At 65.7% G+C, this 24,099-nt stretch carries 22 protein-coding genes; 9 read left to right on the top strand and 13 right to left on the bottom strand.

From position 1 onward, the window contains the following. Nucleotides 1-4: 4 nt before the first annotated feature. The 4 genes from glpQ to J7355_RS07535 all read right to left on the bottom strand — a co-directional run bounded on the left by glpQ (nt 5) and on the right by J7355_RS07535 (nt 3,145). Nucleotides 5-1,096, bottom strand: coding sequence for a glycerophosphodiester phosphodiesterase (gene glpQ, locus J7355_RS07550; RefSeq protein WP_209061362.1), 1,092 nt, complete (start codon nt 1,094-1,096; stop codon nt 5-7). A gap of 80 nt (nt 1,097-1,176) precedes the next feature. Beyond that, complete coding sequence (locus J7355_RS07545; RefSeq protein ID WP_209061361.1) at nt 1,177-2,079, bottom strand: acyl-CoA thioesterase II; 903 nt, start codon at nt 2,077-2,079, stop codon at nt 1,177-1,179. 143 nt (nt 2,080-2,222) lie between these two features. Continuing rightward, nucleotides 2,223-2,687, bottom strand: coding sequence for a PaaI family thioesterase (locus J7355_RS07540; protein WP_209061360.1), 465 nt, complete (start codon nt 2,685-2,687; stop codon nt 2,223-2,225). Then, entirely contained in the window at nt 2,684-3,145 is a 462-nt protein-coding gene (locus tag J7355_RS07535) for a PaaI family thioesterase (RefSeq protein ID WP_209061359.1), read from the bottom strand. The genes J7355_RS07540 and J7355_RS07535 overlap by 4 nt, the downstream gene beginning before the upstream one ends. A gap of 148 nt (nt 3,146-3,293) precedes the next feature. Between J7355_RS07535 and J7355_RS07530 the strand changes: the two genes are divergently transcribed. From J7355_RS07530 to J7355_RS07520, 3 genes are all read left to right on the top strand, one after another. Further along, the gene (locus J7355_RS07530) at nt 3,294-3,881 is read left to right on the top strand and encodes an LON peptidase substrate-binding domain-containing protein (protein WP_209061358.1); all 588 of its coding nucleotides are present in this window, start codon (nt 3,294-3,296) and stop codon (nt 3,879-3,881) included. Between the two features lie 80 nt (nt 3,882-3,961). After that, complete coding sequence (locus J7355_RS07525; protein ID WP_209061357.1) at nt 3,962-5,773, top strand: L,D-transpeptidase family protein; 1,812 nt, start codon at nt 3,962-3,964, stop codon at nt 5,771-5,773. Next, the gene (locus J7355_RS07520) at nt 5,770-6,738 is read left to right on the top strand and encodes a D-Ala-D-Ala carboxypeptidase family metallohydrolase (RefSeq protein WP_209061355.1); all 969 of its coding nucleotides are present in this window, start codon (nt 5,770-5,772) and stop codon (nt 6,736-6,738) included. Before J7355_RS07525 ends, J7355_RS07520 begins: the two co-directional genes overlap by 4 nt. A 55-nt stretch (nt 6,739-6,793) precedes the next feature. Here J7355_RS07520 and J7355_RS07515 read toward each other — a convergent pair whose 3' ends face one another. The 6 genes from J7355_RS07515 to J7355_RS07490 form a co-directional block, all read right to left on the bottom strand. Beyond that, nucleotides 6,794-7,846: a DUF302 domain-containing protein gene (locus tag J7355_RS07515; RefSeq protein ID WP_209061353.1), complete on the bottom strand. Its 1,053-nt coding sequence runs from the start codon at nt 7,844-7,846 to the stop codon at nt 6,794-6,796. A gap of 37 nt (nt 7,847-7,883) precedes the next feature. After that, nucleotides 7,884-8,924 (bottom strand): ion transporter, encoded by a 1,041-nt coding sequence (locus J7355_RS07510; RefSeq protein ID WP_209061351.1) that lies wholly within the window; start codon nt 8,922-8,924, stop codon nt 7,884-7,886. Further along, entirely contained in the window at nt 8,921-10,411 is a 1,491-nt protein-coding gene (locus tag J7355_RS07505) for a patatin-like phospholipase family protein (RefSeq protein WP_209061349.1), read from the bottom strand. Before J7355_RS07505 ends, J7355_RS07510 begins: the two co-directional genes overlap by 4 nt. A gap of 262 nt (nt 10,412-10,673) precedes the next feature. Continuing rightward, on the bottom strand, nt 10,674-11,681 hold the full coding sequence (locus J7355_RS07500) for a ligase-associated DNA damage response exonuclease (RefSeq protein WP_209061348.1): 1,008 nt from the start codon (nt 11,679-11,681) through the stop codon (nt 10,674-10,676). A gap of 36 nt (nt 11,682-11,717) precedes the next feature. After that, entirely contained in the window at nt 11,718-13,529 is a 1,812-nt protein-coding gene (locus J7355_RS07495; protein ID WP_209061346.1) for a tetratricopeptide repeat-containing sulfotransferase family protein, read from the bottom strand. Nucleotides 13,530-13,647: 118 nt separating this feature from the next. Next, nucleotides 13,648-15,063, bottom strand: coding sequence for a DcaP family trimeric outer membrane transporter (locus J7355_RS07490; protein WP_209061344.1), 1,416 nt, complete (start codon nt 15,061-15,063; stop codon nt 13,648-13,650). 374 nt (nt 15,064-15,437) lie between these two features. Between J7355_RS07490 and J7355_RS07485 the strand changes: the two genes are divergently transcribed. Beyond that, on the top strand, nt 15,438-16,328 hold the full coding sequence (locus J7355_RS07485) for a 5'-nucleotidase (protein ID WP_209061342.1): 891 nt from the start codon (nt 15,438-15,440) through the stop codon (nt 16,326-16,328). 300 nt (nt 16,329-16,628) lie between these two features. Here the strand turns inward: J7355_RS07485 and J7355_RS07480 are convergent, their stop codons facing one another. Beyond that, complete coding sequence (locus tag J7355_RS07480; RefSeq protein ID WP_209061340.1) at nt 16,629-17,222, bottom strand: hypothetical protein; 594 nt, start codon at nt 17,220-17,222, stop codon at nt 16,629-16,631. 63 nt (nt 17,223-17,285) lie between these two features. On the opposite strand from J7355_RS07480, the gene J7355_RS07475 reads away from it, so the two are divergent. Next, nucleotides 17,286-18,107 carry a M90 family metallopeptidase gene (locus J7355_RS07475; RefSeq protein ID WP_209061338.1) on the top strand — a complete coding sequence of 274 codons (822 nt, stop codon included), beginning with the start codon at nt 17,286-17,288 and terminating at the stop codon, nt 18,105-18,107. On the opposite strand, the gene J7355_RS07470 is transcribed toward J7355_RS07475, so the two are convergent. Together J7355_RS07470 and J7355_RS07465 are read right to left on the bottom strand one after the other, a co-directional pair. Beyond that, a complete protein-coding gene (locus J7355_RS07470) occupies nt 18,094-19,155 on the bottom strand; it encodes a saccharopine dehydrogenase NADP-binding domain-containing protein (RefSeq protein WP_209061336.1) in 1,062 nt (353 codons plus the stop codon). The two genes, J7355_RS07475 and J7355_RS07470, sit on opposite strands and share 14 nt — an antisense overlap. 51 nt (nt 19,156-19,206) lie before the next feature. Further along, nucleotides 19,207-20,031, bottom strand: coding sequence for an SDR family oxidoreductase (locus J7355_RS07465; protein WP_209061335.1), 825 nt, complete (start codon nt 20,029-20,031; stop codon nt 19,207-19,209). 108 nt (nt 20,032-20,139) lie between these two features. Here J7355_RS07465 and J7355_RS07460 point away from each other — a divergent pair, with 108 nt between their 5' ends. Genes J7355_RS07460 through J7355_RS07445 form a run of 4 tightly spaced genes read left to right on the top strand, consistent with a single transcriptional unit; the run spans nt 20,140 to nt 23,307 of the window. Further along, the gene (locus tag J7355_RS07460) at nt 20,140-20,841 is read left to right on the top strand and encodes a histidine phosphatase family protein (RefSeq protein ID WP_209061333.1); all 702 of its coding nucleotides are present in this window, start codon (nt 20,140-20,142) and stop codon (nt 20,839-20,841) included. A gap of 8 nt (nt 20,842-20,849) precedes the next feature. Next, nucleotides 20,850-21,578, top strand: a complete 729-nt coding sequence (locus tag J7355_RS07455) for a TetR/AcrR family transcriptional regulator (protein WP_209061331.1) — start codon at nt 20,850-20,852, stop codon at nt 21,576-21,578. Then, nucleotides 21,575-22,639: a phosphotransferase family protein gene (locus tag J7355_RS07450; RefSeq protein ID WP_209061330.1), complete on the top strand. Its 1,065-nt coding sequence runs from the start codon at nt 21,575-21,577 to the stop codon at nt 22,637-22,639. Before J7355_RS07455 ends, J7355_RS07450 begins: the two co-directional genes overlap by 4 nt. A gap of 50 nt (nt 22,640-22,689) precedes the next feature. Beyond that, nucleotides 22,690-23,307 carry a glutathione S-transferase gene (locus J7355_RS07445; protein ID WP_209061329.1) on the top strand — a complete coding sequence of 206 codons (618 nt, stop codon included), beginning with the start codon at nt 22,690-22,692 and terminating at the stop codon, nt 23,305-23,307. Nucleotides 23,308-24,099 lie beyond the last annotated feature (792 nt).

The raw sequence follows: 24,099 nt of genomic DNA, 5'->3' as shown, positions 1-24,099 counted from the left end.
CGAGCTATTTCGGGTACAGCCGGACCCGGCGTTCCGGATGGACCACGCCAACCGCGATGTCGGTGAAGTCGGTGAACAGGCCGTCCACGTCGTACTGGAAATAGTAGCGCCGCAGCTCATCTTCCAGCCGGCGCGTGCCGTCGGGTAGCTGATCGGCACGGAACGTGTACGGATGCACCTTCAGCCCGCGCTGATGGGCGAGCGTGACCAGCGCCCCGTCGGTGTCGGCAATCCGGTTCTTGTCCGGGCCGATGCCGTCGGCGTAGGTCGCGATCTCGTCGAGGCCGGCGGGCGTGACCCGATCGTCGAAGGCTTCACCGCCGCCGATGAGCTGGATCATCGGCAGGTCGGAACCCATCGCCTCGCGCATCTCGCGCAGATTCTCGAACCCGAAGCTCTGGATATAGACTTTCGCCTCGCGCCCGGCATAGCCGTACTCGGCCAGGGTGTCGAGCAGCACGCGCTCGATCGGCAGGCCTTCGCTGTCGTGAAAGACCGGGTCCTTGGTTTCGGGATAGATACCGACATCACGACCGGTTTCGCGGTTGAGCGACTGCACGAGCTCGACCATCGCCACGAAGGTGGGCACCTTGAAGCCCTTCGCCTCGGCCTTGAAGCGGCCCGGAAACACGCGCGTGCCGTCCGGGTTCGTGCGCTCGCTGACGTTGAGCTGCTGGATTTCTTCAAGCGTGAAATCGGCGGCATACCAGCGTCCGTCGGCCCGCGCGCGATCCGGAAACTGCTGCTCGACATCGGTGGTGGATTCGAGATGGATATCGTGCAGGCAGATCAGCCGCTCGTCCGCGGTCATCACCAGATCCGGCTCGACATAGTCCGCGCCCAGCGCGTAGGCCATGGCGTAGGCGGGCAAGGTGTGTTCGGGCAAGTAGCCGGAGGCGCCGCGATGGGCGATCACGATCTTGTCGACGCTGTTGGCGTTTTTCATGCCGCGTTCCTTGCCGTGATGGGGGCCGGCGCCGTCATGCCGACCGTGCGCCGGGGCATGGATCGGCGGGGCGGCACTGGCAGCCAGCGCCGCACATAGCAACAACAGTAGCAGTACGGCATGGGGCGCGTAGTGGGCGGTGAGACGCATGGCGAAGCTCGGCTGTTCCGGTGGATGCCACCCACGCTAGCCGTACGGCATGACGGGCCGATGACCGGTCGTGCGCCCCCTCAGGCGTCCTTTTTCGGCTGCGGCTCGCGTTGACGGATCAACCCTTCCTGGGCAACCGAGGCCACCAGTTGGCCGTCGCGATTGAAGATCAGCCCGCGCGACAGACCGCGCGCGTCCTGCGCGCCGGGGCTGTCCATGGCATAGAGCAGCCAGTCGTCCACCTTCAGATCGCGATGAAACCACAGCGCGTGGTCGATGCTGGCCATCTGCATGCCCGGGGTGAAGAACGACACGCCGTGCGGGAACAGCGAGGTAGCCAGCAGGCCGAAGTCGCTGGCATAGGTGAGCACCGCGCGGTGCAGGGCCTGATCGTCCGGCAGCGGCGCCTTGGCCTTGAACCAGACATGCTGGATCGGCTCGCGCTTGTCGGGGGCAAGCATGTTCCAGGGTTTGGCCGCGCGCATGTCGATGGCGACCTCGCGGCCGACGGCCTCGCGCAACGACTCCGGCACCCGGTCGAGCGCGTCCACCCATTCGTGACGCAGCTCGTCGTGGCTGACCAGTTCTTCCGGGCCCGGCACGTCCGGCATGGGCATCTGGTGGGTATAGCCGGTTTCGGCCACATGAAACGACACCAGCATGGAAAAGATCGGCCGGCCGTGCTGAATCGCCTGCACGCGACGGGTGGCAAAACTCTTGCCGTCGCGGATGTTGTCCACCTCGTAGACGATGGCGGCCTGCATGTCGCCCGGACGCAGGAAATAGCCATGCATGGAGTGAGCCTGCTGCGACGGGTCCACCGTGCGCGTGGCCGCGACCATGGCCTGGCCGGCGACCTGGCCGCCGAATACGCTCTTGCCGCCGATATCCCGCGAGCTGCCGCGGAACAGCCGCTGTTCGAGTGCTTCCAGATCGAGCTGATCAAGCAGATCCTTGACCAGGCGTTCCCCATCCCCTGTCATCGTGCGTCTCGCTTACGGGCCGTCGGCGCGGGGCGGACGGCGTCTTGGAACCGAAGAAACAGGGACCGGCTCGCGGCCCCTTCTTAGCCCTTAGTCTAATGCATCCCTGCCCGATCCCGGCAGCGCCGGCGGGCAAGGCACGATCAGGCGTCGTTCGACGGCTCGGCCCCATCGGCCGTACGCAACAGGAAATCCGCGCGCGCGAAGGCGATCGGCCGCTCGGGATCGTCCTGCCAGCATTCGGCCTGCACCTGGGCAACGCGCCGGCCCGAGCGGATCAACCGACACCGGCAGTGGCAGTCGCTGGCGGCGGCCGAGCGCCAGTAGTCGATCGAGAAATCCACCGGATACGGCAGGCGCGCCTGGCGTTCGGCGATCAGCACCTCGAACTGCATGGCCAGCTCCAACAGGCTGGCGACCGTGCCGCCGTGCAGCGCCTGCAGCCGCGGACTGCCGATCAGCGCGTCGCGAAAGGGCATGCGATAGATGCGCCCGGTTTCGCCGGTCGCCGTCTCGATCCGGATATCCAGATAACGCGCATAGGGAATCGCCGCGACCAGGGCTGCGGAATCATCGATGGCGGCCGAGGGCTCGTCCACGCCGCTCACGAGACCGCCATGGGTTGGCCGGTGCGCATGAACGCCGCGGTACACAGCGAAACGGCGCGTTCGCGCTCGCCCTGGTGCAGCGTTGCCCGCACGAAACCCACGCAGCGCGTGAGGTGATAGCACTCGGCCTCGATCCGGAGATCGTGGCCCGCTACCGCCGGACGCAGGTAGTCCATGCGCAGATCCAGCGTGGCGATGGATTCCAGCCCGGGCAAGGCGAGAAACACCGCCAGCCCGCAGGTGCTGTCGGCCGCGCTCAGGCCCACGGCGGTATGCCAGAGACCGGCCGTCGGATCGCCGAGAAAATCCTCGCGATAGGCCAGCGCGGTGACGATACGATCGGTGCTGACATCGACCACGCGCAGCCCGATCGCCTGGTTGTAGGGAATACGCGCGTTGAATCGCGCCGCGATGCCCGCGCGTACGGCCGGGTCGCGCTTGTCCAGCGTCTCGTCCATGGGTCGCGACCTTAGCCCGGGCGCATCGCGCTGTCCACGCGTGACGCGTGGCAACGCACCGGCAACGCGGTGCCGCCCAAGCGCGTAAGATGAAACACAGGCGGTCGCCGCGGCCGCCTCCATTTCGCACGACGCCTGCCGACGGCCTATGGACCATCCCGACTACCCGCTGTTTCCCCTGACCACCGTGATCTTTCCCGGCGGCATCATGCCGCTGCGCATCTTCGAGCCGCGCTATCTCGACATGGTTTCGATGTGCATGAAGGGCCAGACGGGCTTCGGCGTATGTGCCGCCCGGCCGGCAGAAAAGGATCACGAGTTCAGCAGCCCACGGGCGGTGGGCACGCTGGTGGAAATCGTGGACTTCGACCGTCTCGACGACGGCACGCTGGGGATCACCGTCGAGGGGCGGCGGCGTTTCGATGTCGTGTCCACCCGCCAGGCCGACAACGGCCTGTGGTGGGGCGAGGTCGATTTCATTCGCGAGGATGCAGATAGCGCCTGCCCGATCGAGTTCTCACAGCTCAAGCAGGTGGCGGCCGCGCTCATCGAAGAGATCGGCCTGCCCTACGAACAGCGCGGCACGGCCTACGACTCCGCGAGCTGGCTGTCTGCGCGGCTGACCGAACTGCTGCCCTTCGATGCCGCCACCAAGCACGATCTGCTCGCCACGAACGATCCGCTCGAGCGTCTGCGCCGTATCCGCCCCATGGTCGAGATCGAGAACACTGGTTAGCGCGCGGCGCCGGCCCGGATGTGATCCGCCCGGGCGCCTGCGATAGCATCATCGCCAGGGGATCGAATCCAAACCATTACGTGAATGCTTTCAACCGCTGGCTATGGGCCGGCTTTTTCGTCATGGCCGGCACCGGCTGCAGCACCGCGCCTCAGCAGCGCAGCGACACGCCGCCCGCGGCGCCGGCCCAAAGCACGACCACCACCGATAGCGATCGTCCGAACAGCGGCAGCGCACCGCGCGTGGCCCGGGCGCGCGCGATCGCGTCCGAATTGGACGCATTGTCCGAAGACACTGTCGACAGCGCCGTGGCCGGCTACTACGCGCGCAACGCCAACGCCCCCGCCTGGTTCGATGCCCGAGGCCGGGCCCGTCCGGCGATCAAGACGCTGCTGGACGCGCTGTCGCGCGCCGACCGTCAAGGGCTGGTCAGCGCGGACTACGGCTACGACGCTATCGCGCGCCGCATAGAAGGTGCCGAAGCCGGGCCCGGTGCACTGGCCGCGGGCCAACTGGCTGAACTGGATGTCCGTCTGAGCCGTGCCTTCGTCAACTACGCCGTCGATCTGCACAAAGGCCGTGTCGGCGAAGGCAATCTGCGCCCGCGTTGGTACGAGGATTTGCCGCCCGCGGATTACACGGGCGCGCTCAGCCGGGCCACCCGGGACGGCGATGTCGGCGCGGCACTGGACAAGCTGCGCCCACCGCACGATGGCTATACCCGTCTGGTCAAGGCATTGGCCGACTATCGTGCGATCGCCGATGCGGGCGGCTGGCCCATGGTGGAGGACGGGCCGCTGCTCGAGATTGGCATGCGCGACGCGCGTGTGCCCGCGCTTCGCAAGCGCCTGCAGGCCAGTGGCGACCTCGCGCCGGCCAGCGGCACGGGAGATCACGTCGAGGACGGGGTTGACGGGCTCGAAACCATGGACGACAGCGCCGCCGAGGGGACAAGCAATACGCGCTCGACGCGCTACGACGCCCGGCTGGCCGAGGCCGTCGAACGCTTCCAGCGTCGCCACGGGCTCAAGGTCGACGGCAAGGTCGGCCCCGGCACGCGGGCCGCGCTCAACGTGCCGGCAAGCCAGCGCGTACGTCAGATCACGATAAATCTTGAACGGTGGCGCTGGCTGCCCGCGGATCTGGGCGAACGCTACGTGATGGTCAATATTCCCGAATACCGCCTGCGTGCCTACGAAGGCGGCCGATCCACACTGGAGATGCGCGTCGTTGTGGGCGAATCCTACGATGACCGGGCCACGCCGGTGTTTTCGGACGCCATGGAATACGTGGTTTTTCGCCCCTACTGGAACGTACCGCCGGGCATCGCAGCGGACGAAATCGTGCCCGAGGCGCGCGAGGATTCCGGTTATCTCGAGGCCAAGAACTACGAAATCGTGTCCCGATTCACGCCCGATGCCGAAATACTGCCGGCCACGCCGGAAAACATCGACAAGGTGGAGGCGGGTGATCTTTACGTGCGCCAGCGCGGCGGCAACCAGAATGCGCTCGGACTGGTCAAGTTCATGTTTCCGAACGAATATGCAGTCTATCTCCACGACAGCCCTGCTGAGCAGTTATTCACCCGGGCGGAGCGCGATTTCAGTCACGGCTGCGTGCGCGTGCAGTATCCGGATCAGCTGGCCGAATTCGTGCTTTCCCGTCAGGCCGATTGGGACAGCGCACGTATCCAGACCGCGCTTCACGAGGGCGAGCGTGAGCAGGTCATGCTCGACGAGGCCATCCCCGTCTATCTCGCGTATTGGACGGCCTTTGTCGATGATGCCGGTGTGAATTTCCGCGCCGACCTTTACGACAATGACGACCGCGTCGAAGCCGCGATGCGCCAAGTCAACAACGGCCCCACGGCCACCGCGGCCGGCTCGCGTTGAAGCGCTGGGCCACCATCGCGCTGCTGGGCGCCGCGCTCTGGCTGCCCGCCGTTCACACCCGGCTGGCGCAGGCGGACACAAGCGTTACCGAATCCGGTTTCGCGGCCGGTTTGGCGCTCGCGATCGACGGCGAGCCGATGGCGGAGTCTCTTCGCGCGGCGTTCGTCAAGCCTGGCCAGGTGCTGGCGCTCTCCGCCGACAGCCTGTCCTTGGATGCCGATCTAACCTTGCAGACTTCCGGTGCCGGCGTGATCGAACAGGCTGCCGCCGCGCGTTGGCGTTGGCGCGCGCCGCGCGCGCCAGGTGCCTACCCGCTCGTGATCCATGACCGTGCTAACGGTCGCCATCGACGAATCAACATTTTCGTGCAGAAGCCGTTCGATTCGCGCCGCACCGAAATAGACGGCTATCGAATCGGGCACTACGAACCGCACGGGCTGCGCGGGGATGCCAACTCGGCACCGCCCGATGCACTGATCCAGGTCACGCCGGCCAATCGCGACATGGCGGTATCAGCGCATTTCACGCTCGGCCAGTTCCTGTGCCACCAGCAGCCCGACCACTGGCCGAAATACCTGCGTCTGCGCCCGCGCCTGTTGGAAAAACTCGAACACCTCCACGCCGCCCTGCGCGAGGCCGGCATCGCGCTCGACACGATTACGGTAATGAGCGGCTACCGCACACCCTGGTACAACGCGGATATTGGCAACACGACCGTTTACAGTCAGCACCTGTTCGGCAGTGCCGCGGACATCTTCGTGGATGCAGACGGCGACGGGCGCATGGATGACCTCAACGGCGATTCGGCGGTCGATACGGCAGATGCGCGCTGGCTCGCCGATCTCGTCGAGGCCGTGGTTGCCGAACAACCGTCGCTGGCCGGCGGCATGAGCGTATACCCGGCCAATGCAGCACACGGGCCATTCGTACATATCGACGTGCGCGGCGTTCGGGCGCGCTGGTAAACCCCGGCGTCGCGGCGGCTATGGCCCGCCTGAGGTCCGTCGATCACATGCGGCGTTACGGCGACGCCTGTCCGGCCTCGGTGTCGTCGTCCGTGTCTGGCGTGTTCGGGGTGGCCGTCGCCGTGCTGCTGCCGGCCGCTTCGGAGGCGAGATCGGCCAGCAGGTCGGCGAGTGCGTCTATATCGTCGTCGCGGCCGTCGATATCGTGGCGGGCCGCGATGAACGACGGGTCGTTGTAATACACGGTAACGGCGCCGCTGCTGTCGGCCGAGACCAGCATCTTCTGCGGCAGGTCCACGCCGCTGGTCTGGCTCGCGCGCAGCAGCGCGCTGTCCTCCTCGGCGACGGTGAACAGCACCAGCGTGCTCGGGTCGAGCATGCGCCCGACCGAGTTCGCGCGCGTCTGCTGGTTCACGGTGGTGGGCGAGCCGAGCCTGTCGGAGCGCGCGTCGATGGCGGCCAGCAGCGCGTCGACGGTATCCGCGAAGCTGTTATCGCTGCTCACGCTTTCGATGCCCTCGCCTTCGCCGATGCCGCTGGCCGGGCCGGCGCCCGGGTCATCGCCGGTCGCGTCGCCCACCAGGGCTTCGAGATCCGCATCCAGGCCGTCGAGCGCGCCGGCCTCGGCGTCGTCCAGGTCGTAGCGGGCATCGAGATAGGCCGCGTTCGTATAGGCCGCGGCCACGTCCGAATCGCTATCGCGATAGACCAGTACCCGGGTCGGCAGATCGAGCCCGGCGCGCGGGTCGGCGGCGATCAGCGGCGACGAGCGATTCGGGTCGTCGAACAGCACCGTCGTCGTCGGCCGCAGGCTGCGGCCGGCTTGCTGCGCGTTCGCCTGATGGTCGACGGTTGCGATATTGCGATCGCTGGTGCGGCTGGTGATGGCGGCGAGGGTGGTATCGAAATCGCTGCTCGACACGGCCACGCTCAGGCCGGGCACGTTGGTTTCGGTCGCGGGCGGCGTGTTGTCGCTGCCGGTGTCGTCTTCGTCGTCATCGCCATCGACCAGATCGGTCCACTCGCAGGCCGCCAGGGCAAGCACGAGCAGACCCAGCATCAGGACCGTGAAAAAGCGGCGTTTACGGCTTGGGTGCGGTGACGGCATCGCGATCGGCTCTCGTATCGGGCGCGTTGATCCGATCCTACTCGAAATGCTCGCGCCAGCGCTGCACGGCGACCTGCTCCTTGACCAGGTCGAGGATTTCCACGACAGCGTCGCGCACCTCCGACGTCTGGCCGATGTCGTCCGCGAGCAGGCGCGAAATCACGCTGTCGGTGATGTTCTGCACCAGCGCATCGAAATCCGCGGAGGACAGGCCATTGACCGCCTCGTCGAGCACGTTGTTCACGGTGTCGGTGATCGCCTCGTCGAGCGCGCGCGACACGAAGCTGCCCAGCATCGGCACGCGTTCCAGATTCTGGAGTGCGGCATTGTTGTCCACACCGCGATTGACCACGTTGGCGACATAGGCCTGCAGTTCCTCGCGATTGGCCTGATAGGCGCTGGTGATGGCGTTCTCGATATGCGTGCTGGCTGCCTGCACGAGACGCTGCTGGCGCGGCTGAATCACTTCGCGCACGACGCGGTGCGAAAGCTCCTGGCCGCCGCTCTGCAGCTCCTCCTGGGCCCCCGACAACACCTTGATCACGACCCGGTCGGAAATCTCTTCGACCACGATGTCGTAATAGACCATGGCGGTCTTGTAGACCGCCCAGTTGCGGATATCGATCACGCCCAGACGCTGCAGACGCATGGTGATGGTGATGACACGCAGCACGCGCAGAAAACGAAACCCCGCCACCGGAATACAACCGAGCACGTCATACCAGCGCGCGAACGGATAGAAATACCAGCGGTAGTAGCGCTTCTGGGCGATCGCGAGCGCCCAGCCGGCCAGCACGTCGGTGACGAAGATCGCCACGAACACCAGGTCGATGGCCACGAAATTCTCGTGCACGTTCGACTCGTACCAGCCGTGGCCGGACGACCAGACGGATTCGAACACGTTCGCGAGCGGGCCGATCGCAAACAGCGCGTCGAATATGATCAACGCCAGATTCAGCGACACCAGCACGATGATCGCCAGATCCCAGAAAAGAAACAGCCGCTCGCGCAGGGTGCGATCGCCCGAGACCAGATCGAACGGGCTGGCGCCCTGGCGATGTTCCTGGTTTTCGCTCATGACGCACGTGCCTCCGTCTGCCCGGAAACCAGACTGACCGGCCGCAGCATCTCCTCGACCTCGGGCATGCGCTCGTCCATTTCCTGATACCCCCAACCCACCGACAGGTGCAGCGCACCCGGGCTCGGCACGATGTTCAGCGGCGACAAAGTGCGATTGAAACGCACCATGGTGTCGGCATAAACCCGGTTGACGCGCATCTGCATCTGCACCGTCTGGGTGATCGGCCAGAGCCAGAAATTCTTGGCATCGACGCGCGGGAAGAAACAGTCGAAGGCCAGATAATAGGCATTGCGTGTAGCCGCGCGCCCGGCCGCGATGCCACGCCAGGCCGCCCGCGCCGGCACGTTGTCGGCCACGCCGCCGTCGACGATCGCCGCCAGCTCGCGCGTCGCCATCAGTTCGGAGAATATCTCGCGGGTCACGCCCGCGCCCGGCCCCGGTTCGTACTGGAGAATGCTGGGCACCGCCGCCGAGAAACCGGCGGCGTCCACGGCATGCACCTGCCGGGTGTCGGTATCGCGGCCGAGCACGATGGGCTCCACCACGTCGGCGCTGAAGAACTGCAGCAGCCGCGTGAACCGCGCGGCCACCTGCATCCACATCGGCAGCCAGCGCTCGGCGCCCTGGCGGGGTGCGCGCACGTCGGACGGCAGGCGCTCGTACGGGCGGCGCCGGATGCCCGCCACCACGAGATCGAGCGGAATTTCCATTTCATCCAGACGCAGCGGCCGGCGCAGGTCCCCGGTCGACATGCGCTGGTGCAGCGCGCGCAGGTGCAGATGCAGCAGGCCGGGCAGACAGAACTCGCTGCGTCGGCGGGCGCCGGTGAAGATGTCGCCGTTCTTGAGCTTGCTGGCGAAGTCGAGATAGTCGTTGACGTCGCCGTGCCGGCGCTGGGCACGGAACAACCCCAGGATCGCGCCGATGGAGTTGCCGACCATGTAGTCGGGAATCAGATTGGCCTCCATGAGCCGCGCGAACGCACCGGCATACACATAGCCGGCGCCGCCGCCGCCGCCGGCCACGATCACCAGCGCCCGTTTGCCGGCCTCGCGGTCGAGATCGTCGGCAGCGAATTCGTCGCCGTGCAGCGCGAGCAGCTCGCGGCGCAGCTCGATACAGCGCCGGCGCGCATCCGGCACGGCCTCGAGACAGAAGCTCAGCTTCTGTTCCGCGGTCGCCGAGCCGCGCAGGCGGTCATAAAGATGTTCCAGCAGCCAGGCTCGCAGCGGCGCGATACGCGCGCCGTCCACCACGATTTCGTGGCGCGTGCCGGGCACGCGAAAGACATGCAGCTTCGCCAGGCCGAAGGCATACCGCAGGCATTCGTAGTCGGCCTGGGGCATGGCATTCGGCGCGGTCAGCCAGGCGCGCACCAGGGCGCGCTCCATGCGCTGGAGTTGCAGGCGTTCGCGCTCGTCGCGGTCGGCCCGAACGGGATCGCTCGCGCGCGCGCCCACGGTCGCCCCCTGTGACTGGGTCATGCGCTGTCCCCTAGACCAGAGCGCCGGCAGTATGCGCCGCGATCAGGAACACGCGCCGCCGCTATATTCGGGGTCGCGCGGCCGGCTGCAAGAACGCAACCCGCCCGCGCGCTGCGCCTCGTTTGACACGATTCCGGGCCGCAACGCGGGGCCATATGAAGCAGCAGCAGGCCCTGACGCCATGGCGCGCCTCCTGATTCGGGAACGATTTCGCCAGCATAACGCAGACGCCGGGGCCGCTGGCAGTCGAGTCAGCGCGCAGTCAGCCGTCTTCGGCCTCGAGACTGTCGGCGTATTCGGTGGCCAGCGGCGCCGCGTCGAGCCCCTGATCACGCAGATAGGCCACCAGCACATCGGTGCGGCCGTGGGTGGCCAGCACCCGCCGCGCACCGGTCTGCTCGATGGTGCGAATCAGCCCCGGCCAATCCGCGTGATCGGACAGCACGAAGCCGCGATCGTAGCCACGCCGGCGGCGATTGCCGCGAATGCGCATCCAGCCCGAAGCAAAGCCGGTCTCGTGGTGCTTGAAGCGACGCATCCAGCGCGAGCCGGCCGCCGACGGCGGCGCCATCACCAGCGACCCGGCGAAATGGGCCTTTCGATCCTGCGCGCTGACCGGTTCGGTGGCCAGCATGGGCACACCGGCCTGGCGATAGATCTCGGTCAGCGGCACGAGCGCCCCGTGCAGATAGACGGTTTCGTCGGTGAAACGCGCGAGCTCGGCCAGCAGGCGCTGTGCCTTGCCCAGCGAGTAGGAAAACAGCACGCTCGTGCGCCCGGCGGCGGCGTTGGCCTGCCACCAGGCATGGATATCGGCCGCCACCCCGGCGGTGTCCGCCCAGCGATAGACCGGCAGCGCGAACGTGGCCTCGGTGATGAACGTATCGCAGGGCACGACTTCGAAATCCGCGCAGGTCGGATCCGCGTCGCGCTTGTAGTCGCCGGAGGCGACCCAGACTTCACCGTCGACCTCGACCCGGATCTGGGCCGAGCCGAGCACGTGGCCGGCCGGGTGGAACGACACCCGCGCGCCGCCGAAGGTGAGTGCATCGCCGTAATCCACCGGAGTGAGCTCGATCCGGCCGCCGAGGCGCTTGTACAGGATCGGCGCGCTGTCCCGCGTGGCCCAGTAGTGGCGGTGGCCGCTGCGGGCGTGGTCGGCGTGGGCGTGGGTGATCAGCGCGCGCTCGACCGGCCGCCACGGGTCGATATGAAAATCGCCGGCCGCGCAGTACAGACCCTTGTCGGTGAGTTCGATGACGGCAGCCATGGCGCTAGCGATCTCCGGTCAAACGTCGAGCGGCCGCTATCGCGCGAGCGCGGCCTCCAGCGGCCCCAGCCAGGGCGCGTACGCGCGCCAGCGTTCGACCGACGAACGGTATACGGGCTGGCGAACCTGCCAGACGCTGGCGGTACGCACGTCGCGGCCGTGCTGATGAAAATCCAGGCAGCGATCGTCCCAGTCCAGGCCGGTGAACGCGATCAGTCGACGGCTCTGCGCCTCGGGCTCGGCCACCAGCGCCTCATAGTCGACGGTGAGCATGGACAGGGGCAGATGCGCCTGCCAATGCGCCATCAACCGCTCGTGTTGACGATAGACCTGGCCGACATGGCCCTGATCATAGGCGAAGCGCATGCCCTGGTTGAACAGCTGGAAATAACAGGACAGGCAGTTATCCATCGCCTCGCGCCGGCAATACACCACGCGGGCGTTCGGGAACAGGCGCGCGATCAGCCCCAGCCAGAGCATGTTGAACGGCATCTTGTCGGTCACCCGCGCCGCCTCGGGCGCGCGCGCCGCCAGGGCGCCGAGATAGCGCCCGGCAAGCGTGTCGGCCTGGGCGGGCGTCAGCCGGTCCATACATTCCGGATAGGGCCGATCGCTGCCGGTGATCGCCGGCAACTCGCGCACCATGCGGCGGATATCGTTCAGTTCGCCGGCGCCATGCGCCTGTGGATGACTGGCGACGATCTGCTCCACGAGGCTGGTGCCGGAGCGCGGCATGCCGACAATGAATATCGGCTGCGCGCTTTGCTGCTCCCAGCCCGATGCGTCACCCGCGCGCTCGGCGAAGAATCGGCTGTCGCACTGCGTGATAATGCGCTCGATACGATCGTCGAACACCTGCGGCGCAAAGCGATGGCGCTGTGCATGCAAACGGTTGCCCGCTTCGAAATGAGCGAATGCCGGGTCGGGTGCCTTGTTTGCGTCGTAATGATGACCAAGCGCGAAGTGCATATGACTGCGCACCGTATCGCCCACCGCGGCATCGGCCGCCTGCCGCTGCATGGCCGCGATCCGATCCGCGCTCATGGCATAACGGCGGTTGTTCATCAGCGCCGCGTATACCCAGCCCAGGCCCGGGTCGCGATCGAGAGCGTGCTCGAAATGCCGTGCTGCAGCCGCGAACTGGCCACGGCTCTGGCAGGCGCTGCCCAGGCCCGCGAGGGCCCGCGCGTGATCGGGCGCCTGCGCGACAACGGTCTCATAAAGCGCCGCGGCGCGATCGTGCGCCTCGATGCCGCCCCAGGCCGCGGCCAGCGCGCACTGCGTATCGGCATCGTCAGAAACGTGCGCCTGGGCGCGCGACAGCTGCGCAGCCGCACCGGCCGGATCGCCGCGCTCGTATATCAGGGCCGCGCTACGCAGGTAGGCATCGATATGGGCCGGGTGGCGTTCGACGACATCGGCGTAGACCGTCAGGGCATCGTCGCTGAAACCCGCGCCGGCCAGCGCATCGCCGAGGTCGAGGCCGTTGGCCGCGCGCTCGGGCTGAAGAGCGAACGCGCGCCGGTAGGCCGCGATCGCAGCGCGGGTGTCGCCGCTGACGCGCAACAATTCGGCCAGGCTGTGATGGTGCACCGGGTTGGCCGGCTGGTGTTCCGTGGCCCGGCGCAACAGCTTGATCGCGGCATCGGGCTGACGCCGCCGGTGGGCGATGAGCGCTCGCAGGCGCAATGCTTCGGCGTAATCCGGGTCGCGCCGCTTGATGCGCCGGTAGCAGGCGTCGGCGGCATCCAGCCGACCGGCCCGGTGCAACGCCACCGCCTCGGCGAGTGTCGTCGACGACCGGGATCCATCCCCGGATCGGGCGCGCGGTGATGCATGACGGCTCATGGCGCCATCCTAACGTGGGCGGCGCAGCGATCGCGCGTGTGCACACAACAAAGCCCCGGCGAACCGGGGCTTCGAGTCGCCCGGCGAAACGCCGGGCGAAGTCCTGCAGCGACGGCTACTAGAAGTTGTAGATCGTCGAGAACTGCACGTTCTGCGCGTCGGCATCGACGCCGTTCTGCTGCTCGTACTCGGCACGGTTGTACTCGATACCGAAGGTCAGCGGATCGACCGGCGTGTACAGCAGGTTGACGGCCAGAGTCGAAGACTCGTCATGCAGCTCATCCGTAGCGCCGACAAAGTCATCTGGGCTTTCGGAGAAGCCCTTGCCGTAGATGACATTGGTCGTCAGCGTCGGGGTGAGCTCCTGCGAAATCGTACCGATGAAGCCGTAGCGCTCGATGGCCTCGAGCTGGCCGTCGGTAGTCACGTATGCATCGGCGCCACCTGCGGGGGCATAAAAGTACTTGCCGATGCCTTCGCCGTAGACGCTCGAGAGCATGAAAGTCGTACCGGTCGGCAGCGATAGAGAACCGCCCAGGTTCAAACCGTAGCCCACTGTCGACTGCTCGTCGCCATCCAAAGTGCCGTCGCTAATATCTGCCTCTAGATAACGTCCAATGGCGGCTGCTTGGAAGCTCAGAGGCCCACTTGAGCTCTGGAGCCGCACAACCACATCCGGCACCTTGTTCTCAGTGCCGATACCATCCGTCGTGTCGTTGGCAGGATCACCTGCGCCCGGCGCCTGAAGTACCGTGTCACCGGCGACGACCGTTCCACCGCCCGGATTCTCGAGCGCGAAATCAACGGTCGTATCTTCGCCAGCCGCCATCGTGTAGCGGACCTGCGCCTGACGCTCGAACAGCTGCGCCTGCGGGCCGTAGAAGTTCAGCGTGGTGCCGTAGTTGAAGTCCGAGAAGGTGGACCAGTCGCGACCGATCAGCCAGTTGCCAAACGTCAGATAGGCACGACGCACACGCGGAGAAGGGGCGCTGTCGAACGACTCATCGTAGGGCTTGCCATAGAAGTCCATCTCGATATAACCGCCCAGATCGCCAAACTCAGTGGGAGTGGTGGTCGCGATCTTGAGACGGGTTTGCTTGACGGTAACGCCAAAATCGCCGTCACCGGGCGAGTCGGTGCCCTTGGCGTTGAGGGTGCCAATCGCATCAGACGGGCCCAGCAAGGCGTCGTGGTCGTCTTCGAAATCGTAGATGGCGTCGAACTTGAAGTAGCCGTTCACCTTGATGTTGGTGTCGCCGACCATGAAGCCTTCGCCGTCTTCCGACTTGGATACCAACTGGTCGTCGGAACGCGGCGACGACTGTTCCTGCGCCATTTGTTCCTGCTGCTGCTGCATCTCATCGAAGCGCTGCTGCATCTGCTGGATCTGGTCACGCAGATCCTGCATCTCTTCCTGCTGGCTCTGCGCCATGGCGGGCATTGCCGAGAACAGCAGCGGAACGGCGACTGCCGTACCGATCACGTTACGCACAGACGCGCGCACCTTGCCTGAATTGAACGGATGAGTCCCCATCGGTTTTCTCCCTGAAAAGCTTGTTCCCCACGGTTCGTGTCCCACCACGAACCGGCTATATAGACCGTACCCCACCGCGAGCGCGTACGCCACGGTCGGCCGGTTACCCGAGCCATAAGCTCGAAGACGAGTGTAAGGCAAACAACCTGCCAAAAGGGGCATTTACAGGCGAAAAATGACCTGATTTCTCACACAATCAGCGAATTTTGCTAAAAACAGGCCTCTGGCCAGGCTGCTGAATCCGTTGAAATATCGGACCCGCCAACGCTTGAGACTTTAGTCTCAGCCGATAGAAAAGCAGCTGACCAAGCCTGAAAGGCGCCTTTTTCGCCCGCGGGGATACAGTCACCGCAACGAACGCTACACTTGCCGCCATGAGCAAACGCCCCGACAAGCTGGTCATCGGCATCTCCTCGCGCGCGCTGTTCGATCTCGAGGAAAGCCACCGAGTATTCGAGACCGACGGCCGCGAGGCCTACTGCAATTACCAGATCCAGCACGAGGAAGACGTGCTGGAACCGGGCGTCGCCTTCGGGCTGGTACGCAAGCTGCTGTCGCTCAACGAGGCGGAAAGCGAACGCGTGGAAGTGATCCTGCTGTCGCGTAACAGCGCCGATACCGGTCTGCGCGTGTTCAACTCCATCGCCCACCACAAGCTGCCGATCACCCGCGCGGCCTTTACCAGCGGCAGTTCGCCGTATCGCTATGTGGGCGCCTTCGGCGCGGATCTGTTCCTGTCGGCCGATCCGGACGATGTGCGCGCCGCGCTCAAGGCCGGCTGTGCCGCGGCGACCATCGTGCCCGGCCATTCGCTGGCCGGTGCCGACGGCGCGCTCAAGATCGCCTTCGACGGTGACGCGGTGCTGTTCTCGGACGATGCGGAGCGCATCTTCAAGGAACAGGGCCTCGAGGCATTCGCGGCCAGCGAAGTCAGTTCGGCGGGCGAGCCACTGCCGGGCGGCCCGTTCAAGGCGTTTCTGGAAGCGCTGACGCGTATTCAGGCCGAGTTCGACCCGGCCGAATGCCCGATTCGCACGGCCCTGGTCACCTCACGCAGCGCACCCGCGCATGAGCGCGTGATCCGCACCCTGCGTGCGTGGCATATCCGGATCGACGAGGCGCTGTTTCTCGGCGGCATGACCAAGGCAGAGTTTCTGGAAGCCTTCGGCGCCGATATCTTCTTCGACGATCAGGCCACCCATATCGGCAAGGCCGCCGGCCGGATCGCCGCCGGCCACGTCCCGCACGGCGTGGCCAACGAGTAACCGCGTCGCGCGCGAGCGCTAGGGCCTGTTGCCGTTTCATGCGAGCGCCGCGTTGGAGACCGCAAATCGTGTTCTGCAAGGCGCGAGCGCCGGTCGTGGCGTGCCACGATCAAGGCTCGCAACGCCGCAGAGCGCGATTTGCGGCCCAACCCTTCGGGACAAGCGCCCAAAAAAAATAAAGATACGCCGGCAATCCAGCGTTCTAGCACGCTGCGCGACAATGACTGCGCGGCGCGTGCTACGCCTTGTCTTGCCACAAAACAGCCCTTGGCGCGGACTCGCATGAAACGGCAACAGGCCCTAGTCCTGATGGCGCCGGCGGGCGTTGACGATATAGCGATTGAAGTCGTCGTTGAGCGCCTGAACGATGTCCTGCTTGGCATACACGACCATGAGCTTGCGGGTATTCAGCAGGGTCGGATAATCGATCACCAGAAAACAGGTCGTGAAATTCCAGCGGGCGTCCTCCACCTGCTGGGCGGTCAGCGCCCAGAGGCCCGCGGTCTGGGCCGGCAGGGCGACGAAGTTTCGCTCGATCAGCCCCGCCTTTTCGTGCCAGGTGGTCACCGGATTACGCCGGCGTGCAATGATGTCGTTCGGCTTGCGCGGGCGAATGACATCGCCGGTATCGCCGATATATGTGAGGCTGACGTGCACGTCGTCATCAGTGATCAGGCGCACGTCCCGTATCGTCACCCGCACGTCGGTGCCGTTGGCGCAGATGATGTGCACCCGGTCTTCGTCGGGGTCGCTGCGCTCCGGCTGGACCAGCTGCTTGAGCTTGTACTCGAGGCTGCGATTGCGCAGAACATAGAAGGCGTAGACCAGCAGCGACCAGATCACGAACGAGGTCACCGTGCCGAAGATGCTTTGCCCTATTTCAAGCCAGGTCACGAGCAATCACCGTTCCTTGTCTGTCAGGCCGCGCGCGCCCTATCGCGCCGTGGGCGTTGTTGAATGAACGTCGCCGGCGCGGTCCTGGTGCTGTGCGGCGCGCTGGTCGTCGCGGCCGGTATTATCGCCTATCCAAGGCTTCGTGCGCTCGGCCGGCAGCCACCAGCGCTTTCGGACGCGGATCGTGAGCGGCTTTTCGCACGGCTGCCGTGGGCGAAATTGCTGGATGCACGCCAGCGCACGCGGCTCGCTTCGCTGGCCGCCCAGATGGTCGCGGACGTGCGTTTCGTGGGCTGCAACGGGCTGGAGATCACGCGCGACATGCAGCTCGTGATCGCGGGCCAGGCGAGTCTGTTGTGCCTGGGCGCGCAGCCGGGCGTGTTCGATCTGCCGGGCGAGATACTCGTCTACCCGGACGCGTTCTACATCCCGCAGACGTTTCCCGACGAGCAGGGGCTCGTGGACGATCTGCCCATGCTCGCCTCCGGAGAAGCCTGGGACAGCGGCCGCGTGATCCTCGCCTGGGCGGATATCGAACAGGCGCTGGCCGGCGCCGATCACAACGTGATCCTGCACGAGTTCGCCCACCTGCTGGATTTCGCTGCGCCGCAGAGCGAAGGCGCGCCGCCGATGGCGGATTTCGACAGCTGGTCGGATGCCTTCGGGACGGCGTTCGAGCAGCTGCGCGACGCAGGCTCACCGGTACTCGACATCTACGGCGCCGAGAACCCGACCGAGTTCTTTGCCGTGGCCGTCGAATCCTTCTTTCAACGCGGCGCGGCGTTGGCGGCAGCGCATCCGGCCATACATCGGCTCATGGCCGCCTATTTCGATATCGATACCGCAGGTCAGGCCGCGGATTTCACGGCCGCTACTCCTCGCTGATCGTGACCCGGCCGCTGCCCGGCAGCCGCTCGACGAGTTCCTTGCCTGCCAGCCGTGACGGCGTATAGGCACCGCCAGCCGGCGCGCCCGCCAGCAGCTGCGCCACGATGGCGAGGCTGGCGTGGACGGTCACCTCATAGCCATTCGCCACGTGCACGCGGGCCACGCGATGGTCCCCCCGATCGTTGACGACTTCGCCCCAGACATGGGTCGTCGCTTTTTCGCGCTTGGCCTCGTCGGGCCCCGCCACGCGCGCGGCGCGCGATTTGAGAAACGACTGCACCGGCGACAACCCGAGCAGCGGCCGCACCCAGTTCAGACGCTGCACCTGCTTGATGCGCTTGGGCGACATCGGCATGTAGACCTCGATATCGCTGATGCCGGTGGTATGCCAGGCGGTCGAGACATCGCCCCAGGGGATGGTCATGGCCTGCTTCGCGCCGTTGCCGAAATCGATCTCGCGCACGCTGGCGGCCAGCGGCACGGTCGTGATCCGTCCGTTGCGGCGAATCTTGCCGCCATCGGCCAGCCCCTCGACCGACGTCTTGGCCGTTCCCGGCGAAAAGCCCGAGCGCGAATCGAAGCCCAGCGCCAGCTCGGCGGCATCCGGCAGCGCTTGCACGAGATAGGCGGCGATACAGTCGGTGGGCACCACGTCGAAACCCACGCCGCAACAGAGCACGACCCCGGCCTGTGCGGCGTGCTCGTGACGGGTGAAGGCATGCTCGAATACGTTGATTTCGCCGGTAATGTCCAGATAGTGCGTCTTCGACTGGATACAGGCCGCGATCGCCTGCGGCGCGGTCGCCGAAAACGGGCCGGCGCAGTGCAGCAGCACATCGACTCCGTCGAGATACGGCGCGATATCGCTGGCCTCGCGCATGCCGAAGGCCTTGTAGCGCAGGCCAAGCGCGTCGGCCAGCGGCTTGAGCTGATCCTCGCGGCGCCCGGCGAGCACGGGCGAAAGCCCCTGCGCCACGGCCTGACGTGCGATCAGCTCGCCGGTATAGCCGTAGGCGCCATAGATCATGAAGGTGGGTTCGGTCATCGTCGGTCTCGGATCGAGCGGCGCGATCGGCCGCCGGCCCTGAACGCCCCGCTAGCGGGTGAAGGAACGTGTCGCCTTCAGGACCGCGTTGAAGAAGGTTTCCGGCGACAGCCGCTTCATGCGGTACTGCCAGCGCGCGGTGCGATGGGAGATTACAAGAAACTCGTTGTCGCGTGCCGCCCGGTGGATGTCGTCGGCCACGTCGGCGGCACTGACCTTGGCCCGTCGCATGAGCTTTTCAACCATCGCGCGCTGGCGATCGTTCGTCCCGCGAAAGGATTCGAGCAGGTTCGTGGCAAAAAAGGCGGGGCAGGCAACGGTCACGCCGACGCCGTTGTCGTGCTCCTCGCCGCGGATCGATTCCGACAGCGACAGCACGCCGGACTTCGCGGCGTTGTAGGCGGCCATCCCCGGCGCGTTTGCGATTGCGGCAAAGGACGCGATGTTGATCAGGTGCCCGCGGCTGGCCCGCAGCAGGGGCAACGCGGCGCGGCTGCCGCGCACCGTGCCCATGAGGTTGATGTCGAGCATCCACGCCCAGTCGGCGAGCGGCGTGTCGACCACCGATCCGGCGTTGGACACCCCGGCGTTGTTCACGAACACGTCGAGCCCGCCCCAGGTCTGTTCGATGCGCTCGAGCAGCGCGTCGAAATCCTCGGGCTTGCGGGTATCCAGCGTCTGGGCCATGGCTTCGCCACCGACCTCGTTGACTTCGCCGGCGACACGGCGGGCGCGCCCGGTCTGGATGTCGGTGACCGCCACCTGCCAGCCCTCCCGGGCATAGCGCAGCGCCAGTTCCCGACCCAGGCCGCTGCCGGCACCGGTGATCGCAATCCGCTTGCCGGCAGGCCGGTCCGATGTGCTGTTCTGGCTCATGCTGGGCTGATCCCCCGGTCGTGACCTTGATATGCAGGTCGAGCAGTATAGCGAACGAACGTCCGTTTCCCGTTGACCCTGCAATCACGGGCTGCCTATAGTCGCGCCATGACCCAACTCCTGCTCATTCGCCACGGCCAGGCCAGCTTCGGCGCGGCGAACTACGACCGCCTGTCCGAAACCGGTGAACGTCAGGCCCGCCTGGTCGGCCGTCACCTCGCGGCCGCAAATCAGCATTTCGATGTGCTCATCTGTGGCGACATGCAGCGCCAGCGGCGTACCGCGGAACTCGCCCGCGAGGCCCTGCCCGGCGCGCCGGAGATCGCGACCGACGCCGATTTCAACGAGTACGACGCCGACGCCATCTTCCAGGCCTATGTCCCGCGCGTGTTCGACGAACACCCGGAGCTCGGCGAAGCCAGAGACCAACTCAAGACCGACCGGCGCGTCTTTCAGAAGGTGTTCGAGAAAGTCACCCGCCACTGGCTGGCGAACACGCCACACGAACACCCCGGGTGCGAGGCCTGGGCGGATTTTCGTGCGCGCGTACAGCGCGCGCTGGAACGGCTGCGCAGCGACTACCCAAAGGACAGCCGCATCGGCGTGTTCTCCTCGGGCGGGCCGATCGCGGTATCGATTGCGACCGCGACGGATGCCAGCGAGGCCAAGACCATCGAGCTCAACTGGAGCGTATACAACGCGGCCATCAACGAGCTGCGCTCGACCCGCGACGGCTGGCGCATGCTCGGCTTCAACGACATCGCGGCCCTGCGTGCCGCCGGCGACGCGTCGCTGATCACCTTTCGATAGGCGCGATCGTGCACCGGCTCACACTCGACGCGTTCATCGCCCGCCATCACCTCAACAGCCGCAGCCTGTGCGCGGCGATCGTCGAGTCGCGCGAAGGCTCGATCGCGGTGCGCAGCCCGCAGGCGGCGACGGAGAACCTCACCCGTATCATCGAAGCCACCCTGCGCATCGCCAACCGCAAGGGGTTCGCCGCCATGACGCTGCGCGAACTCGCCGGCGAGAGCGGCCTGTCGCTGGGCGGCCTGTATGCCTATATCGGCAGCAAGGACGAACTGGCGCGGCTGATCCAGCGGCGCGTGTCGCTCACCCTCGGTGAAGTGATGGACAGCGCGCTGGACGGCATCGACGACAGCCGTGTGCGCCTGGCAACCGCCATCGAAGCCCACCTGCTGACCACCGAAGCGCTGCGCGAGTGGTTCTTCTTCCTCTACATGGAGGCCCACCACCTCGCGCCGGACGAACGCCGCAAGGCCGTGGTCATGGAACAGGGCTCGGAGCGGATCTTCGCCGACATCATCCGCGCCGGACAGCAGCAGTCGCTGTATGCCGACGTGCAACCCGAGATCGCGGCCGGGCTGATCAAGGCCATGCTGCAGGACTGGTATCTCAAGCGGCACAAGCACGGCGAACGCGGCCTGGACGTCGCCGCCTACGCCGATACCGTGACCGCGGCCGCCCAGGCCATGCTGGGCATCGACGGTCTCGGCACTACAACAGACACGGAGGAGCGTTCATGACCTCGATCGACCAGGCACGGGACATCCGCGAAGGCGAAGACATCGACGCCGCCGCGCTCACGCACTGGTGCCGCGAACACGCGCCTACCCTGGTGCCATCCGAAGGCGACATGACCATCCGCCAGTTCCCCGGCGGGGCGTCGAACCTGACGTATCTGCTCAAGGTGGACGACCGCGAATACGTGCTCCGCCGTCCGCCCTTCGGCAGCCAGGTGAAATCCGCCCACGACATGGGCCGCGAATACGGCGTGCTGTCGCGCCTGGACGGCGTCTACGACTACGGCCCGACGCCGATCGTGCACTGCACCGACGAAGACGTCATCGGCGCCGAGTTCTATGTGATGGAACGCCTGCGCGGGGTGATCCTGCGCCGCGACCTGCCCGACGACGTATCGCTGTCGCCGGCCGCAGCCACACGCATGTGCGAACAGCTGCTCGACGTCCAGGCCGCGCTTCACACCACGGATGTCGATGCCGCCGGCATGGCCGACTTCGGCAAGCCCGAAGGCTATATCGAGCGCCAGGTGCTGGGCTGGAACAAGCGCTATCGCAACGCGCGCACCGACGACGTGCCCGACTGCGAAGCGCTCATGCAGTGGCTCGAAGCGCGCATGCCCGATGTCACCCGGCGCGCGATCATCCACAACGACTACAAGCTCGACAACGTCGTGTTCGACGAATCGCTCAACGACATCATCGGCGTGCTCGACTGGGAAATGGCCACCCTCGGCGATCCGGTCATGGATTTCGCCTGCTCCATGGCCTACTGGGTGCAAGCCGACGACCCGCAGCCGATGCTCGATATCCGCATGGGGCCCACCCATCTGCCCGGCATGCTCACCCGCGACGAGATGCTCGCCCGCTATCGCGACAAGACCGGCCATGCCGTCGACGACTGGCCGTTCTACCAGGTCTTCGGCCTGTTCCGGCTGGCGGTGATCCTGCAACAGATCTACAAGCGCTATGTCGAAGGCAAGACTCGCGACGAGCGTTTCGCCACTTTCGGCCACGCCGTGAACGTGCTGCACGAGCAGTGCGAGCGCGTCATCCGCGCGGCCTGAAATCGCCGCACGGCCTTCGAGACAATAACGAACCCACCGCGAGTATCAATATGAAGCTGTACCAGAGCGACCGTGCCCCGAACCCGCGCCGTGCGCGCATGTTCATGGCCGAGAAGGGCATCGACCTCGACCAGGTCGAGATCATCAATCTCGACATCATGGCGGGCGAAAATCTCACCGACGAATACAAGAAGAAGAACCCGCTCGGCGGCGTGCCCACGCTGGAGCTGGACAACGGCACCTGCATCGCCGAATCGATGGCGATCAGCCGTTATTTCGAGGAGATCCATCCCGAACCGCCACTGATGGGCAGCAACCCGGAAGAAAAAGCCATCATCGAGATGTGGAACCGGCGCATGGAGCTCAACCTGCTGTTCCCGGTGGCCATGGCGTTTCGCAACCTCAGCCGCGCTTTCGAGGATCGCGAAAAGTGCTCGACCGAATACGGTGAAATCAGCCTCGAGCGCGCGACCAAGATGTTCGGCTTTCTGAACAACCATCTCGCGAATAGCGAATATATCGCCGGCGACGCCTACTCGGTCGCCGATGTCACGGCGCTGTGCACGGTCGATTTCGCGCGGGTGGTGAAGTTGCGGATTGGCGAGGAGCAGACGCATCTCAAGCGTTGGCATGACAGCGTTTCGGCGCGGGCAAGCGCGAAAGCGTGACGGCCGGCTCTCGCGTTATGGCGAGCCTCTTTCTCAGATATCGTTGAGGCAGAAGGCGACACGGGTGCAGGCGACGCGTCTTACCTCCGCTCACGAGCTCGCCTGACCTTTGGTTTCGCACTGCTGTGCGACTCACTTTCTTTTGCTTGTCCAAAAGAAAGTAAGCAAAGGAAAAAGACACCCAGATGGCGCGCCGGCGCGAAGCGCCGGTGCACTGCGATGCTCGGTCCGAAGGGATGCGGCCAGAACTCGGATCGCTTTGGCGATCCTCAGACATGCTGTCCGCACCGGCGCAGTGCGCCGGACACCCTTCGGCCCTGCGCTTCTCGTCGCGCCACACGGGGCCCGAATACAGGCGCGGCCTACCCAGCAACAGAGTTGGAACAGCTGCCACGCCGAAATTGCGGTGTTTGGCTGCGTTCCGGTCGGACTCGCCTGCGGCATTGTCCGACCAAGATCGCTCGGCGATCTTGGTTGCGAAGCGATAGCGAGCCTGTCTTTGTCTGTATTGGGTTCCCTTGGGCGTAGCGCCGAGCAGTGGAGGCCGAAAGAGATAAAGACAGCCGGATGTTTGAGTCGCGCGCAGCGCGGCGAGTTTCCGGCTGTCCTCTTTCGGCCGGAGCCGCGCAGGGAACCGATGCATAGCATCGGCGCAAGACAGGGTGCCTTTTGTTTTGGTGCCTTTTATTTGGACAAGCAAATAAAAGTGACTCGCACAACAGTGCGAAACCCCAAGCCGGTCAAACCCTTGCCATTGATTGGAACACTCGCGCTTTCCGGCCAAGCGTCTTT

This window comes from Endozoicomonas sp. G2_2 (assembly GCF_017744135.1).
In the GTDB taxonomy this organism is placed as follows: Bacteria; Pseudomonadota; Gammaproteobacteria; order Nevskiales; family Salinisphaeraceae; genus Salinisphaera.
This window is presented reverse-complemented; position numbering and strand designations above follow the sequence as displayed.